This window comes from Bradyrhizobium diazoefficiens, from assembly GCF_016612535.1.
Lineage (GTDB): Bacteria > Pseudomonadota > Alphaproteobacteria > Rhizobiales > Xanthobacteraceae > Bradyrhizobium > Bradyrhizobium diazoefficiens_C.
Genome location: NZ_JAENXS010000004.1, coordinates 166,096 through 182,314, shown reverse-complemented (window position 1 = coordinate 182,314; position 16,219 = coordinate 166,096). Strand labels below are relative to the sequence as shown.

The window sequence follows — 16,219 nt, the reverse complement described above, 5'->3', positions numbered from 1 at the left end:
TTGTCTGCTCGGCATTAACGACGCCAGCCACAATGAAGCTCGTGAGCAAAGAACGCAGCCGATTGCACGCCACGAACGAGGATCATACGGGGAGAGAAGAATGCAGCACGTGAGCGACGAGCTTGAGTCGAACGTCCGCTACTATTGCCGATCATTTCCGACAGAGTTCTCGCGTGGGCGCGGTTCCTTCATGTGGGATGCGAACGGCCGTCAGTATATCGATCTGTTCTCGGGAGCGGGAGCGCTCAACTATGGGCACAACCCCCAGGAAATCAAACAGCATTTGTTGGATTATCTGGCTGCCGACGGAATCGTGCATGGGCTGGATCTTCGTACGGAAGCGAAGAACAACTTTCTGTCCGACTTCAACACCCTGATCCTCCGTCCGAAGCAACTCGATTATAGGCTGATGTTTCCGGGGCCGACCGGGACGAATGCTGTCGAAGCAGCTTTGAAGCTTGCGCGCAAGGTGACGAGGAGAGCCAACGTTGCGTGCTTCACAAACGGCTTCCATGGCATGTCCCTGGGTGCGCTCGCCGCTACGGGCTCTACACGCAAACGTCGTGGTGCCGGTATTCCTCTTTCCCTCGGCGATCGTTACCCGTACTGCAACTATTTCGGCGCCAAAGTAGATACGATCGATCTGATCTCTACCCTTTTGAGTGATCCCAGCAGTGGTTTCGACCCGCCCGCGGCGTTTATCGTCGAGACCGTTCAGGGCGAAGGAGGCGTGAACGCCGCGGACGACGAGTGGTTGAGACGCCTGGCGGGTATCGCGAGAAAGCACGGCAGTTTGTTGATCGTGGATGATATCCAGGCGGGGTGCGGTCGAACAGGAAACTTCTTGAGTTTTGAGGCGGCAGGCATTTATCCCGACATCGTTTGCCTCTCGAAATCAATCAGCGGCTACGGCCTGCCAATGTCTTTATTGCTGATCAAGCCGAGCCACGATGCGTTCGATCCCGGTGAGCATAACGGAACGTTTCGGGGCCATAACCTTGCGTTCGTCGCGGGCCGAGTGGCGCTCGCATACTGGAGACAACCAGAGTTCTTGCAAGGTCTGGACCGCAACATCGCCATCCTCAACGAGTGGCTTTCGGCGGTCATCGAACGCTTGCCCCCTAGCGCCGCTGAAGCCCGGGGCCGCGGCTTGCTGCGAGGCTTGGCTTTCGCTGATGAGGGCCTGGCGACTGTCGTCGCCAAAAAGGCATTCGAACGCGATGTCATCATCGAGGTAAGTGGTGGTCGGGATCACGTCCTCAAATTCCTGCCGGCGCTCAACATTCCATCAGCGACGCTGACCGAGGCTCTTGGCCGGTTGGAGGAGATTATCGAGCTGGAGTGTCCGGCGAAGGATGGTGTTGCAGAGCCGTTACGGCGGCGGGCGAGCTAGCGTTCGGTCCTTCGCGTCGGCGGCAGAGCCGACGGACTTGGGTAGGAATCAATGCAGCCGCTACTTTTCGACCAACGTCGTGTGTCTGCTGACCGCGGTGGCTGCCCAGAGGAAATTCTCCAGATGACCAGACAACAAACAGACCTCTACGATCTTGTTGGGATCGGGTTCGGTCCGGCAAATATTGGCTTGACCGTCGCTCTCGACGAGATCGGATGGGAAGGGTCCGCATTATTTCTGGAACGTCGCACTACGCCAGACTGGCAACCCGGAATGTTGCTCGACGGTGCCGACATACAGCACAATCCGTTGCGGGATTTCGTTACGCCACGCAACCCTTCAAGCCGATTCAGCTTTCTCAATTTTCTCAAGTCCGAGAACCGTCTCTTTCAGTATCTCAATCTGCCCACAGCCTTTCCGTTACGAAAAGATTATGCAGCCTACGTGAGATGGGTTGCCAATCACTTCACCCATCTCGTGTCATACCAGTCTGACGTGGTGGATGTTTCGCTGGAGGACGTCTCCCAGCAGCGGGCATCGCCCATTGCGGCGCTGCATTTGGCTGACGGCCGTACCATTCGGGCGCGAGCGATATCGTTCGCGCCAGGCCGTACTCCGGCGATCCCAGACGTGTTTTCGCCGCACCTCGGGGATCGTGTCGTTCACTTCACAGACTATCTGCCGGCTCGGGAGCGATGGCGGCGACAGGGGGCAGTTAAGTCGGTCTGCGTCGTCGGCGGCAGCCAAAGTGCGGTTGAGATCACACTCGATCTGGCGAGCGTCACGCCGCAGATCCAGATACTCAACTTGCATCGGGGCTTCGGCTATCAGCTAAAGGATACCAGTCCGTTTACCGAGGAGATTTACTTCCCGGAATTTGTCGATGAGTTCTACCAATATAGCGACTTCAGGCGGCGAGAGCTCTGGGCAGAGTTACGCCGCAGCAACTATGGATCAGCGGATCAGGATGTCATCGATCAACTCTATTGCAAGCTCTACGAGCACGGTCTGGATGGCCAGCATCAAATATCGCTCCGTACAAACTGCAACATCGTCGCGGTAGGCCAGGCGAACAACGGCGCGTTCGATTTGACGCTGGAGGATCGTGGAAGCTTCGGGCGGACCGGTCTGTCGGTCGATGCGGTCGTGCTCGCAACAGGCTTTCGAAACTTCGGCGTGCGCGAAAACGAAGAACGATTTCCGCTTCTCCTGCGACAGGTCGCGGCGACCCTCGATGATCAGCGCGCCGTCCTCTCGTTGTCGCGCGATTATCGAATGATGGATGGCTCCCGTCCGCTGCCGATCTTTATCAATGGGCTATGCGAGTCGAGCCACGGCTTCGGCGATGCCGGCTCATTCAGCCTTCTTTCCCTGCGCTCGCAGATGATTGCCGGCTCGCTCATCGAATACCTTTCTTCGCAGGTCCACCCAGCGGGTTCTCGCCAACTGCCTGCGGCGGTCGCCGTCGGCTAAAAACGGAGCAAGTCCAGTGCCTGAAGAGAATGGTGTAGAGCGGCTCGTGCGCCGTGGCGCGTCCAGCACTTGTACCAACGAGTATAACTGTAGGATCCGTCGCCTGTTTCCCTGGAGGGAGGTCGCGAATACCAAGCGCCCCCTGACCGAATTTGGCTGCATGATCGTCACCCTGGAGCCCGGCAAACAGGTCGATCTGCACGATCACGACGAAGAGGAAACCTTCATTGTGATCGGCGGAAGCGCAACCTTGGAAGTCGACGGCAATACGACCGAGCTCTATCCGACCGACGTGGCCTACATTCCTCGATCCGCCAAGCACTCCCTACGCAACGCCGGGTCGGATCCATTTGTGATGGTGGACATATATTGGGATCTCGGCGGCAGCGGACAGTGAATATTGAACAGAGAAAGGGGAAGAAGCGATGCTTAACAACGATTGGATCGTCACCGTTCCACCGCCTACGCCAAATGGCGGGCTTCATGTGGGTCACCTCAGCGGCCCTTATCTTGCCGCTGATGCATTCGTGAAGCAGCTGAAACTACGCGGGGGGAGTTATGCCTATACGACGTTCAGCGACGTGAACCAGTCGTATGTCCGCGTTACCGCAGAGCGCCGGAAGGTGCAGCCGTCGGAGCTTGCGCAACAATGCTCGGCCGATATTCACGAGACCATGGCCTTGTATCAAGTCGAAGTGAGCGAGTTCGCGATACCAAATGCCGCTGAATGCGAACAGGTGCGCCAGTTCTTTCTCGAGCTCTACCGCCGGGGCATCCTCGTACGAAAGGAGTTTCCGACGTTCTTCTCACCCGACCGCGGCATGGCTTTGGACGAGGCGGGAGTCTCCGGCTACTGCCCGAAGTGCCTTGACGAATGCAAATGTGGCATCTGCGAGTCGTGCGGCTTCTTATGCGATCCCAACAGCCTCATCGCGCCGCGCGATACGGTGACGGGCAGCCGTCGGTTGCAGGTGCGGATGGTGCCCCTACTCGTATTCGAGATGGAGCGATTTCGCGAAAAAATTCGCGAGTTCTACCGAGGTAACGGGCGATACCGCCCCCGTTACGGATGGCTTGTGGCCGATGCGCTTGCTGCGCGGCTGCCTGATTTTCCCGTCACGGTCGAAGGCAGTTGGGGCATTCCGATACAACATGACGAATTCCCCGGTCAAGTCATCAACGCCTGGCCAGAACTGGTCGTCCATCAGTTGCTGGATCACAAGCGTCGTTCGCGAGACGGATATCCCACACCAAAGGTGGTGAACTTCCTGGGATTCGACAACACCTATTTCTACGCAATCGTTCACGCCGCGCTGCTCATCGCCAGCGGAGAGCAGGACTGGCTGCCATCCGGGTCCATCACAAACGAGTTCTACAACCTCGACCACAGCAAGTTCTCAACGAGTCGAAACCACGTCATTTGGGCGCGCGATCTTGCAACCCGTCATTCGACTGACTGCATCAGGTTTCACACCCTGCTCAATTCTCCCGGATTCGAGCGAGCGAATTTCAACGAAGCCGAGATGGTCACGCAGACTGACGCAGCACTGTCACAACCTTGGCTTGAGGTCCACCAAGCGTACGACAGGCTCTCGGCAGGCGCTGACCGAAATGCCGCGGTCTCCACCGAAGTACGTCACGCCGCGTCGGCGGCGGTCACCCGAATTCTTGACAGTCTTTCACTGGACCGCTTCCACCTACGGCAAGCAGCCGAAGATCTCCTGCATTTCCTCGGGTATATTCGGGCAGAGCTTTGTGCGCCGGGTTCCAGTGCAAGTGATCTTGCTTTCGCGCTGAAGGCGTTTGCTCAAGCCGCCTTCCCTCTGATGCCAATCGACGCTCAACGACTTTTCTGGGCGCTCACGGGCAAGGATTTAAATCTGTTGGATATGGCTCCCGAGAGCCACCCGAGACCAATCCCCGATGGGTTGTTCCAAGTACGAGAGGACGTGGAGTCAGCCTATCCCAGGACGGAGGCTCGCTACGCCGCCGGCGCGTAGGGTCCGCGCCGGACAGTTGGCACGAATGAAAACGGAGAGGGCAGTGACATTCGATTTGGAAGGCGTCGCCACCACGGCGCATGAGCCAACCGAAACGCAAGCGGTCGCCGCTCCTCTCCTCGCCATCTGCGGCACTGCTGGTCCGCACGCGGCAGACCTCCGAGTCGCTATCGAGCTAGGGCTCAGCGATGAAGGCACGTCAGCCCGCACCTTTTACTACAACGACCAGCGCTCCGGGAGGCGTGCCCAGGAAGTCGCAAGTGAAATCGCTGCCAGCGGGACTAAATACGTTGTTGGCCACTTCAGCACACCAGCTGCGCTTGCTGCCAGTCGTATCTATGGCGATCGGGGGATAGTCTTTCTGGCGCCAGGAACATCCGCACCCGACCTTTGCACGTCAGTATCGACAACGACCGTACAGCTATTCGGAACCGACGACGAGCAGTTGGAGTGCCTCGCGCGGGCGGCGATTGAGCTCGGCCGATCAATCCTACTGCTCAGCCAGACAGGCACCTATGGAGCTCGCCTGGCAGCGGGCCTCGTGCCGCGGCTTGCACCATGTTGCCGAAAGCTCACCGCCTTGTACTTCAATGAAGAACCGCCCGGCAGGCTACCCGTGGCTGTCGAGGCGCGTGATGTGTTGTTGATCCTCGGACCTCACGACTTTGCTGCGCGACTGTTTACCGGCGCTCTTAGTGCCGTCGCGCTCGGTGAGATCCTAATGTCCGACGACTGCTTCACGCCTTCTCTTTTCCGGGAGAGTGACCTTGCCTCCCGCTGCTCGGTCGCTTTCCTTGAGAAGCAGTCCGGTATGCTCATAGATCGGCAGGTCACCGAGTTGCGTCACCGAGCGCGGCGCCTGCTCGGAAGATCAGCCGGCCCCTACTTCGAGACCAGCTATCTTGCTGCCCGCGCGCTCGCCGTCGCTTGGCGGGAAGTCGGGTCTGATGATCCCTTGGCGGTCCTAAGATACATCCTTGGGAATGCCTGGCAGTCGCCCTTTGGACTGCTCAGCTTTTCTGAGAATCGGCGACTGAAAGGCTATCGTTGGAAGATGATTCCAGCGCGCGCAATCGCTGAGCGATAAGTCTGCCTCGCAACAGACTCCTTTGACTTAGCCGATCGAGGGTGGTGTTGGCATTCGACACACACCAAGCAACAAAATTCAGCCGGATTCAAATTCGCGCGTGGGATGCGGTATCATAAAGTGACAACCGGCGGTCACATTTGGCTCGTAAGTATAAGCCGGGTGGTGGCGATACACGCGCTTGCAGGTCGGCGACACAAAACGTCGGCGATCAAACGAGTGATATTGGCGTCGAGGTGCGGGAATGAGCTTGAGCATTTCGTCTGCCCTAGAAGATATCTGGGACATGATCCCGTTGGAAAGTACGGTCGACGAGCTTCGCGGTGTCGCAGTCAAAATCACAAGAGACCTAGGTTTCCAATGGTTCGCTTATTTGCGCATAAGCGGGGGCAACCCTGAACTTATTTCGTCCTATCCAGATGCGCTCGCGCAACTTTACGTCAAGGATAGGCTCAGTGATGCGGATCCGATTGTCCGACATGCCCGTATCGCGCGCATGCCATTCTTCTGGGGCGATTCGGATGAAGCCACGTGCCGACTGACTCCTGACGATCGGTTTACACAGGAAGCTGCTCGGCACGGAATTCGGAACGGACTCGCGATCCCGGTCTATGTTGGATACAGCAAATTCGCTGCCATGATCTTTGCCGAAAAAACTGCCGACCGACCGACACAATCCGAAATCCAAACCGCGCTTGCAGCGATTCATCTGACCGCATTCCAACTTCATGCACGGTTCGCAATGAGTCCAAGCAGGCAGAACTTGGCTACAGCACGTCTGCTAACCTTTAGGCAGCGGCAGTGCCTGACATGGTCGGCTCGGGGAAAGACGATGTCAGAGACTGGGACCATATTGGGAATATCGGAGCGCACGGTATTGTATCATCTCCAGGATGCCCGATCGCGCTTGGGTGCGCAGACCATCACCCAGGCTGTCGTTGAAGCGATGCGGTTTAACCAAATTTCCGACGTATAACGTTCCATCGCATGCCAGAGTCCCCATATCTCAACGCGCGCCATGCGGCACGCTTTCTAAAGCACAGTGCTGACGCCTGCGTCAGCCTGCATTGAGACAATATCCCGCGCAAAAATGCCTAAGATCATGCAGCATTGGCTCGCGCCATTCTCGCGGGCAGGCGACCGCCGCCGACGACGTACACGCCGGCGGAAATTATGGCGATGGATACCCAGTCTGCCAAAGAGGGCCATTCACCGAGCGTAGGGATCGAAAGTATCGCGGTGACCACGGGCGTCAGAGCGACAAACGCAGCTGCGCGGGTAGCGCCAAGAATCCTGACGGTTCGGCCGTACAGTAGGAGCGCAACGATAGCCGTTAGCAGGCCCTGCACAACTGCTTGGAGCGTCAGTTCTGTCGCCGGCGCCGAGAAGACCCTTAATCCGTTGAAGTACAGATAGGGAGGCAGATAGAGGGCCATTGACAGGACCGCTGCAATGGCGGCGGCGTGCAAGCCATCCAGCTGCGCCTTGCGCATCGCGATCGTGTAGCCGCCCCAGACGAATGCGGCTGCGAGGAACAGCGTCTGGCCGAGGTTCTGCTGAGTTCCGACGGTGCCGCCGTTCCCGAATACGAGGCAGAGCGCCCCAAGGACGATTAGAGACAACCCAATCGTCTTGGACGGGGATGGCGTCTCGCCGAGAAAAACGATCGCAAGCGCCGCAACCATTAGAGGAGTTCCGCCGGGATAAAGTGCGCCCGCTTGAGCGGCCGGGGCGAACAACAGCCCCGCATTGACAAGCAGAACGCAGGGAGCTCCGCATCCGATGACGATCGCGGCCAAGCCGGCCCAGCCGAGCCTCTCAAGAACTAGTCCTTTGCGGATCAGGTACGGCAGCAGGACGGCCCCGGCCACCGCAAATCGGATCGCGACGATGTCCCACGGGCTCAGGTGTGCCCTCACGCCAAAACGGGACGCGATAATAAATGCAGACCAGATAAAGACTGCTGCCAGGCCACACAGAACCCCAAAGGCGGTCTCCGATCGCATGAGGCGCTTGATCTCCTGTCAGAACCGTCGGTTTGCCCTCTCCCTCTCTTAACGGCAGGCACCGGGTACTTCTGGCGGTTTTCGGACGTGGTCATACCCGCAGCTCAAGAGATTGCCTTATCAGATCGGCCGATCGTTGCTGTGTGGCGGCCTGGCCCTTGACCTCGCGCGAAGTCGGGGCTGTCGCCGAATCCACTATTCGGCGCATGTAGCAAAGATACCATTCCACGCGAGCCGCTTATTGGACAATGAGGAGCTTGCTCTGCAGTGTAATGTCGTCAAAGAGAATGTGCGGCGTGATCGCGGTCCAGGCGCTGATCGGCAACACGATTGCGCTCGAAGCCAAGATCAATCGCGCCACTCATCCGCGACCAAGAAGAGAATGATCTACCACCTGCCGCAGTAGGCTTCATCAGGAGGCAACAATCAAACGTCATGCAAGCCTGTCCGAAGTCGCGAGAGGGCATGACCGAGCCGTTCGCCTTCCAGCCCAAAACAAATCCGGATATGCCCCTCGCCAGCGGGACCGAAGGCGCTCCCCGGGGCAACGGCAACGCCATGCTTCTCGACCAACTTCAGGGCGAGTTCGAGGCTGTTTTGAATGCCATCGACGCGAATGAAGGCGAAGAAGCTCCCATCGGGAACGGAGTAACTTATTCGATCCAGTCCCGCGAACGCTTCTGCCGTTAGCGACCGGCCCGTCGTACAATGCTTGACAAACTCGCGCGCGAAGCGGTGGTCGGTGATTGCTGCCAACGCGCCGCGCTGGGAGAATGGAGCCACCCCAGAATGGATCACCTCTACTACGTTCGAGACGGGATCTCGAAGGCCCTTCGGCAATACCAGCCAACCCACGCGCCACCCCGTCATCGCCCAAGTCTTGCTAAAACTATTACAAACAACGACGCGGTCATCACCCGAGATGATATCCAGAAGTGATGGCGCCGCACGTGCGCCGGAATAGATCAGACGCGAATAGACCTCGTCGGAAATCAGCCACACACCGTGGCGCCGGCAAAGTGCAAGGATGTCCTCGAGCTCCTCACGCGAAGCCGTCCATCCGGTAGGATTGTTTGGCGAGTTCAAGATGAATGCACGGTGCCCGGGCAAGGCCGAGGAAAGCTCATCCATATCCAGTGCAAATTTGCCAGACTCGTACCCACGAAGTGCGATTTGCGTCACCTCTGTTTGCCGCAGTCGAGCTGCATTCAGGATATTCGGCCATACCGGGCTATGCACAAGGACGCGATCACCGGCGCGGGCTGTAACCGCCAACGCAACGGATATTGCCGCCATTCCTGAAGCAACGACTTGTATCTGCCCTTCCGATACCGGGAGCGCGTGAAGATCGGTCAAGTACGAGGCTATTGCTTCGCGAAGTTCAGGGAGGCCGCGGACATCGGGGTATCGGGTGTCCCCCTCGTCGAGCGCACGTTTGAGCGCCACCCGGGCGGATGCGGGACTGCTGACGTCGCTCTCACCAAAACAAAGAAACGCGACGTCACGATACATTGCCGAGGCTCTGGCAACCTGTATGATTTGTGATCCAGGCACTGAAACGATATCCAGCATCGAAATCTCCGGTCGTGGTTATCGCAGCAATTTTGTGATCACCGGGGGCGCGCCTGGTCTGCGGCAGGCGCGGAGCCGTGGTTGTCCGAAGTCGCACAGATCGACGCTCTACGATGCCTCGAGGGCTTGCCGAAGGTCGGCTATGATCGTCTCTGGATCCTCGATACCGACGGAAAGCCGAAGTAAGCCGTCCGTGATCTCGTGTGCCTCCCTCTGCTCTCTGGGCACCTTGACGTGAGTCATGGATGCGGGATGCTGTATCAAGGTGTCCATCGCGCCCAGCGTCGCCGTGACCGTGCAGCGCCGTACGTTTCTCAGGACGCGTACCGCAGCTTCGAGCCCTCCGGCCACCTCGACGCTGAGGACGCCACCGAATGCCCGCATTTGACGCGCGGCGATCTTGTGGTCGGGATGTCCCTCCAGACCAAGATACCGCACCCGACGTATCACGTCGTGGCCCTCCAGGGCCTTGGCGATGCGCATGGCGTTGTTGCAATGTCGCTCCATGCGCAGGGGAAGCGTCTTGAGCCCCATGTTGAGCAACCACGCATCAAAGGAGCCGGCGCAGCCGCCAAGCAACTTGCGCATCTTCCATACTTCCGTCTTGACGAACGCTCCGTCGCGGCCGATGACGACGCCCGTGAGGGAGTTCGAGTGGCCATTGAGGAATTTCGTCGCGGAATGAACGACGAAGTCTGCACCATGCGCAAACGGTTGCTGGAGATAAGGCGTCCCCAAAGTGCCATCTACCGCGCATTTTGCGCCGTACTTGTGTGCAGTCTGAGCCAGTTGCGCAATGTCGTAACATCGTGCCGTCGCATTTGTCGGCGTCTCGAGGTAAATGAGACGAACCGGAGAATGCGCCCGGAGCTGCTTTTCGACCCATTCCATGTCATGTAAGTCGCCGTAGATGATCCGGACGCCAATCGGCGCGAGCATGGCGTCCAGGAATTCGGTTGTGGTCCCGTAGATGTTTCCCTGCGTCACGATGTGATCACCGGGCTTGAGGCCCAACGACAGAAACAGGGACGAGACAGCGGCCATTCCCGAACTGAATAAAACGGCTTCAAGTTGCAACGGCTTCCCATTTTCGGAGAGACCATGGCTTTCGAGAGCTGCGATCTTCTGTTCAACAAGCGCGGAATTCGGCGTTCCCCAGCGATTGTAGAGATGCGGCCGCTCCTTCAACTCGGCGAATATTTCCATCGCTTCTTCGGCGGGTGGATAGACAAATGTCGATGTCGCATAGATCGGCTGCACATGAGGGGTTGTCCGACTCCCCGGCGTCTGATCCACGCAACATATTGATTGAAAGTCGCTCTGCGTTTCGGCTTGCATCTAGCTGTTCCTCCTCACGCTCGCCGTCCCGCCTGACGCCCGTGTTCGACAATTCTCATGTAGGATCGCTCAATAACGGTGCCCCGAGACAACCCAAATCTAGCGCAACTGACGCGCGAACTGGCCCTGTTGGATTGTACAGGTAGGCAGCAAGCGGATGTGCTGCGAGAACGATGAGAAGAGCATCTGAACGCTCTCGGGTCGGTGTCGCAGTTCGCTAGCAAAGGCCCGTGCATGGGAACGGATACACCGGAGGTCGAGATGGACGCCGCGCCTGATCAAGAGCGAGTGGATCTAGTTTGCGTGGGCTTCGGCCCCTCCGGCATAGCGGTTGCCGCCGCGATCGAAGAGTGCGGAGACGATGCTCGTGCCGTCCGGCTATCGTCAAGATTCTTCGAGGCAAGAACATCCAGTGCATGGCATCCGAATTTCATTTTGGCTGGCAGTGACATAAACCATCACTTCTTGCGCGATCTCGCGACACCGCGCGATCCCCGCAGTCGCTACACTTTCGTGAATTATTTGAAGGCCAGAGGACGACTGTATGACTTTGGCCGATTAGGCCGGGCCCCGAGCCGTCAGGAATGGTCAGACTACGTCCAGTGGGTGGCGGCACAGCTGGCGACATACGCCAGCTATGACGACCCCATCCGAGACGTGAACCCGCGGTTTGAGGGCGACGAGCTGGTCGAGCTCACAATCGGCGCCCGGTCCGGACGAGTTTCGACAACCAACCTGGTTGTGTCGGTCGGTGCCGAGCCGACGATCCCAGAGCCGTTTAGAGCGCTTCTCGGAGATCGCGTGTTTCATACGTCCGAGTACGAACGGCGCGTCGTTCGCCTACCGCAAACGGTTAGATCGATCGTGGTCATTGGCGCTGGCCAGAGCGCAGGCGAAGCGATCCTCGATTTGCGCCGGCGGTTCCCAAACGCATCGATAGCTGGCCTTCAGCGGTCTTCGGGTTTCAAGCTCTACGACCTCAGCCAATTCAGCAATGGGGTCTATTGTCCGCCGGAAACAGACTACTTCTTTGGCTTGCCGCCAGAGCGAAAAGCCGCCGCGTTCGCCGAGACATTGCGGACCAACTATTCGGGTCTCGACGCCGAGATCTGCTCCGCTCTGTACCAGCAAATCTACGAGGATGCCGTCGCTCAGACGCCGCGTATCACGTTGCTCACGAGACGGGCCGTTTCTCAAGTGCACAGGACGCAACGCGGCATAGATCTATCGGTGAAAGAAGTGAATAGCGATGCTGCCGACGTGATATCCGGCGAGGTAGTCGTCTTGGCGACCGGTTTTCACGTGAATCCTCTGCCGGGCTTCCTCCAGAATGTTCGCTCGTTGATCCGAACGAATGATTGCGGACAGCCCGTCGTGAATCGAGACTACAGCCTCGCGTTGACCGAGCCGTCACGCGCGCGCATCTATCTGAACGGGCTTTGCGAGCACTCGCACGGTATCGGCGATGGCCAGAGTTTCAGCATGGTCGCGCTTCGAGCCGAGGCAATCGTTAATTCCGTCCTCAGCGGATCGCAAGCATCCGAAGTGCAGCCCGTTCGTGCAGGCACACCAAGGCTCATTTCTCTCTAATCGAGCCGCGCCGCCTAAAAGCCGACGTGCGGCGGGTCGGCGAGCGAAACGCTGACCGTGCTTCGCGAGTGGGCTAATGACATGGAGCTATTCAATGGAACAACCCGAATACGCGGTCTATGGCCATCACGACTCCGGGCACTCGTACAAGGTCTGCCTCTTCCTCGAGCTGGCGCGGCTCCGCTATCAGTACAGGATGATTGACGTCTTTGCGGAGCCGTCGAGCCGTCCCACCGAATTCCGGCACGTCAGCCGATACGGTGAGGTGCCGGTATTGGTTCATGACGGCTTGTGCATTAGCCAGTCGAACGCAATCTTGTCCTATTTGGCCGAGCAAACGGGCTCGTTCGGCGGGACGGACCGGAGGAGCCGCGCTGCGATCAACGAATGGTTATTTTGGGAGATGAGCCGATTGAACCTTGGCGTTGCCAACTTGCGATTTGCCCTGCGGTTTGAGACCAATCCTCCGTCCGACGTTGTATCGCTCTACAGGCGACGGGCAGAGGATGCGTTGGGGCGGCTCAATGCGCACTTGGAAGGCGCTAAATTCATTGTTGGCTCCTCCCTGACGATTGCCGACATATCCTGCTCGGGCTACCTGTTTTGGGCGGATCAGGCGAAACTGGACCTCTCGAAGTACGCCAACGTCGCGCGTTGGTTGGCCGATATCCGGAGGCTCGATCGCTGGCAGCCACCTGAAGCGATACTGACGTCGATCCCGGCTGAAGCCGGAGCTCGAGCGGATGCAGTATAAGAAATTTGTCCAGGGTGCGACACGTGCTCCGCTGTGGTGGACGGGACGGCCGCGCACCGCGCAGATGGATTGCGACCTTCCCGACAACGCTGATGTCATCGTGGTCGGGTCAGGCTATACGGGCCTGGTCGCGGCGATAACGCTGGCCCGGCGGGGGCGCCATGTGCTCGTGCTGGAAGCGCGACAAATTGGATTTGGCGCCAGTTCACGTAACTCCGGCATGCTTGGACCGAGCTTTCCGAAACGCGGCTTGCCTGGACTCATCAGAGCCTATGGGAACATGGCGGCCCAGGCTCTCATGGATGAGAGTTTGAATGCCCTGACGTATACGAGACGATTCATTGAGGATGAAGGAATTGAATGTGGCCTTGCCGAGGTAGGCCGCCTCGTAGCCGCTCTGAGGCCGAAAGACTACGACGACCTGGGACATCATGCTGCAGTTCTCAAAGAGCGCTTTGGCATAGCCGCGCGCATGATACCCCGTGCCGAACAGCGCTCTGAGATCGGAAGCGACCTCTATTGCGGGGGCATGCTCCTCGAGCGCGATAGCTCTCTCAACCCGGCATTATATCATGACGGATTGGTGTCTGTTGCTCTAAAATCCGGCGTATCCCTCGTGCCAGATACGGCTGTGCTTGATATCGCCGCTACGGGCGCCACGCACCGCGTCACCACGTCTCGTGGGCAAATTCGATCCAGGAATGTTATTATCGCAACGAATGGCTACACCGGCAACGTGAGCCAATATCTTCGTCGGCGTATCGTGCCGATCGGCAGCGCCTTGATTGCCACAGAACCGCTTCCAAACGACCAAATGCGACGTTTGATGCCGGGGCAGCGGCTCGTAGAAGAGAAGCGCCGCGTGCTCTATTACTATCGAACGTCACCCGATGGAGCGCGTCTCATTTTTGGCGGTCGTGCCGTAAGTCCAGGAGACGGGGCTATCGCGAATAGCCTTGATCTCTACGCCGCCATGCTCCGGGTATTTCCAGAGTTGGCTGGTGTGAGAGCAGAATTCGCGTGGTCGGGCCTCATAGCGTATACCTTCGACCTGCTGCCCCACCTTGGAGAGGTGGCAGGCGTTCACTATGCCCTGGGCTGTTGCGGTTCGGGGATAGGTCGGTCCACATGGCTCGGCCACAAGATTGCACTGAAGGTTCTGCAAGATCCTGAGGGCCGAACGGCCTACGACAATCTCGAATTCCAGACGCGTCCCCTCTACTATGGCGATCCTTGGTTTCTCCGCCCGGTCGTCGCGTGGCAGCGCCTTCGCGACGCGGTAGGCATCTAGGGATCGGGAAGCCTCGACGGCCCGGACGTACGATAGGCGGCGGGATGAGCTCGCCATTTTGATAGAGTAAAACGGTTGCTACTGACCCGCGGCGATCCTCTGGGCTGCGATGTCGCGCAGCTTCGTGCGTTGCACCTTAGTGCCATTCGGTCCCGATGTTACCGGGAACGCGTCGATGCAGACAAATGATCGCGGTACTTTGAATTTGGCCAGCCTTTGATTGCAAAATTCTTGCAGCGCGGTGGCGCTGAAGCTCTCATTGGGCCGCAGCGTTACGAACGCGACCGCGATCGTGCCGGATGGTCCGGCCACATCGACCACCTGGCACGCGTCAACCGACCGGTGCTGCTGAACATAAGACTCTATCTCGGCCGGCGCGACGAGATATCCCCCCAAGCGAAGAACGTCTCGCATTCGCCCCATAAATACGACGCTGTCGCCAGGCAATACCCGAGCAAGGTCGCCGGTACGGAAAAAGCCATCCGGCGAAAACGCCTGCTCAGTTGCACGCTCATCGCCAAAATATCTAAGCATTAGGCTGGGCCCTTTCACCTCGAGCTCCCCTGGAGTGTCTAGTCCGACCAATTTCCCCGTCGAGCTGTCGCGGACGCGAACCTGAGCGGTGGGCGCTACCAAAAGGCCACCAGCCATGGCTCTTCCAGGTAACTCGGCCCGTATCGGCTGATGCGTGAAAATCGCCTGCATCTCGCTTGATCCATAGATGCCAACGAGACGTACTCCCCTTTGCGAGAGCTGCAATGGAAGATCCGATAGCTCAGGAGAAAAGCTTCCAAAAGCAGCACACTGAAGGGAGGGAAACGGAATTTGCTCTGTCGATTCTGCAAAGAGACGTGCCAGCATTTCATCAGACGCGCATAGAGTCGCTACCTTGTTTGCCCGAATAAGTTCTACTGCGCCTTTTGCGTCGAAGCTCGCCTGCATTACTAAACAGGAACCCGATGCCAAGGCAGCCATTGCCTGAACGAACCCAAAGATTCCGCATAGCGGCAAACACAACAGTTGGACGCTGTCGGGTGAATAAGCCGCGGCCTTGGCAACCCAGTTTGCATGTGTAACGATCGCCTGTTGGCTATGAAGGACGAATTTTGGAACGCTCGTCGTGCCGGACGTCGTGAAGATGTTGGAGCCAAGGGCTGAACTGCCCAAGTCGGAGGCGACCGGGATCGCTTTTGCAAGCTCGGTGTAAGGTACTGCGCGCTTGGCTAAGCGCTCGCGGACCAGATGTGCATCGTCCTCACCGTAGAGCACCACTGTTTCGAGGGGCTCTAACAGATTGGGATCGATTTCGTCCAGCATGCCGACAAAATCGAGGCCTCTGAAGCGGGGCCATATCACGAGCAATTTTGAGCCGGATCGCGCGATAATGTCTCCCACTTCGTGACTGCGAAATCGCGGATTGATAGCCACGAGGATTGCCCCAAGCATTGCCGACGCGAAGTGAAGCGCTAGCCACGCTGGCGCATTGGGCATCCAGATGGCGATCCGGTCACCGGATCGTATGCCGAGCGCGGATAAGCCGTTTGCGACGCAGGCACTCTCGTGCAGCAAGTCGGCGAAACTCAGCGTCCGAGCATTCCAAACGACGGCAGGCCGTGCAGCGTACGCTTCCGCCGCTCGCATAAGAAACTTACCCAAAGTCGCAGGATCAGGATCGCGTTCGTTCGAGGAGGCGGCTCCGATCATAACGCAATCTC

At 58.3% G+C, this 16,219-nt stretch carries 13 protein-coding genes; 9 read left to right on the top strand and 4 right to left on the bottom strand.

Translation table 11 applies throughout. From position 1 onward, the window contains the following. The first annotated feature begins 100 nt into the window (after positions 1-100). The 6 genes from ectB to JJE66_RS34925 all read left to right on the top strand — a co-directional run bounded on the left by ectB (position 101) and on the right by JJE66_RS34925 (position 6,929). Positions 101-1,393, top strand: coding sequence for a diaminobutyrate--2-oxoglutarate transaminase (gene ectB, locus JJE66_RS34950; RefSeq protein ID WP_200520333.1), 1,293 nt, complete (start codon positions 101-103; stop codon positions 1,391-1,393). A 123-nt stretch (positions 1,394-1,516) separates the two neighbouring features. Continuing rightward, on the top strand, positions 1,517-2,866 hold the full coding sequence (locus JJE66_RS34945; RefSeq protein ID WP_200520332.1) for a SidA/IucD/PvdA family monooxygenase: 1,350 nt from the start codon (positions 1,517-1,519) through the stop codon (positions 2,864-2,866). 16 nt (positions 2,867-2,882) lie between these two features. Further along, positions 2,883-3,263: a cupin domain-containing protein gene (locus JJE66_RS34940; protein WP_200520331.1), complete on the top strand. Its 381-nt coding sequence runs from the start codon at positions 2,883-2,885 to the stop codon at positions 3,261-3,263. A 28-nt stretch (positions 3,264-3,291) separates the two neighbouring features. Next, positions 3,292-4,866 (top strand): class I tRNA ligase family protein, encoded by a 1,575-nt coding sequence (locus JJE66_RS34935; protein ID WP_200520330.1) that lies wholly within the window; start codon positions 3,292-3,294, stop codon positions 4,864-4,866. Positions 4,867-4,909: 43 nt separating this feature from the next. Next, positions 4,910-5,953 carry a hypothetical protein gene (locus JJE66_RS34930; RefSeq protein WP_200520329.1) on the top strand — a complete coding sequence of 348 codons (1,044 nt, stop codon included), beginning with the start codon at positions 4,910-4,912 and terminating at the stop codon, positions 5,951-5,953. A gap of 244 nt (positions 5,954-6,197) precedes the next feature. After that, the gene (locus JJE66_RS34925; protein WP_200520328.1) at positions 6,198-6,929 is read left to right on the top strand and encodes a LuxR family transcriptional regulator; all 732 of its coding nucleotides are present in this window, start codon (positions 6,198-6,200) and stop codon (positions 6,927-6,929) included. A 124-nt stretch (positions 6,930-7,053) separates the two neighbouring features. Here the strand turns inward: JJE66_RS34925 and JJE66_RS34920 are convergent, their stop codons facing one another. The 3 genes from JJE66_RS34920 to JJE66_RS34910 all read right to left on the bottom strand — a co-directional run bounded on the left by JJE66_RS34920 (position 7,054) and on the right by JJE66_RS34910 (position 10,869). After that, positions 7,054-7,959 carry a DMT family transporter gene (locus JJE66_RS34920; protein WP_200520327.1) on the bottom strand — a complete coding sequence of 302 codons (906 nt, stop codon included), beginning with the start codon at positions 7,957-7,959 and terminating at the stop codon, positions 7,054-7,056. A gap of 426 nt (positions 7,960-8,385) precedes the next feature. After that, positions 8,386-9,531 carry an aminotransferase class I/II-fold pyridoxal phosphate-dependent enzyme gene (locus JJE66_RS34915; protein ID WP_200520326.1) on the bottom strand — a complete coding sequence of 382 codons (1,146 nt, stop codon included), beginning with the start codon at positions 9,529-9,531 and terminating at the stop codon, positions 8,386-8,388. A gap of 108 nt (positions 9,532-9,639) precedes the next feature. Continuing rightward, positions 9,640-10,869 carry a PLP-dependent aspartate aminotransferase family protein gene (locus JJE66_RS34910; RefSeq protein WP_246756785.1) on the bottom strand — a complete coding sequence of 410 codons (1,230 nt, stop codon included), beginning with the start codon at positions 10,867-10,869 and terminating at the stop codon, positions 9,640-9,642. Positions 10,870-11,130: 261 nt separating this feature from the next. On the opposite strand from JJE66_RS34910, the gene JJE66_RS34905 reads away from it, so the two are divergent. The 3 genes from JJE66_RS34905 (at position 11,131) to JJE66_RS34895 (ending at position 14,504) form a co-directional block, all read left to right on the top strand. Continuing rightward, a complete protein-coding gene (locus tag JJE66_RS34905; protein WP_200520324.1) occupies positions 11,131-12,459 on the top strand; it encodes a SidA/IucD/PvdA family monooxygenase in 1,329 nt (442 codons plus the stop codon). Between the two features lie 94 nt (positions 12,460-12,553). Further along, positions 12,554-13,213: a glutathione S-transferase family protein gene (locus JJE66_RS34900; RefSeq protein WP_200520323.1), complete on the top strand. Its 660-nt coding sequence runs from the start codon at positions 12,554-12,556 to the stop codon at positions 13,211-13,213. Then, positions 13,203-14,504: an FAD-binding oxidoreductase gene (locus JJE66_RS34895; protein ID WP_200520322.1), complete on the top strand. Its 1,302-nt coding sequence runs from the start codon at positions 13,203-13,205 to the stop codon at positions 14,502-14,504. Before JJE66_RS34900 ends, JJE66_RS34895 begins: the two co-directional genes overlap by 11 nt. A 78-nt stretch (positions 14,505-14,582) precedes the next feature. Here the strand turns inward: JJE66_RS34895 and JJE66_RS34890 are convergent, their stop codons facing one another. After that, entirely contained in the window at positions 14,583-16,208 is a 1,626-nt protein-coding gene (locus tag JJE66_RS34890; protein WP_200520321.1) for an AMP-binding protein, read from the bottom strand. Between the last annotated feature and the right edge of the window lie 11 nt (positions 16,209-16,219).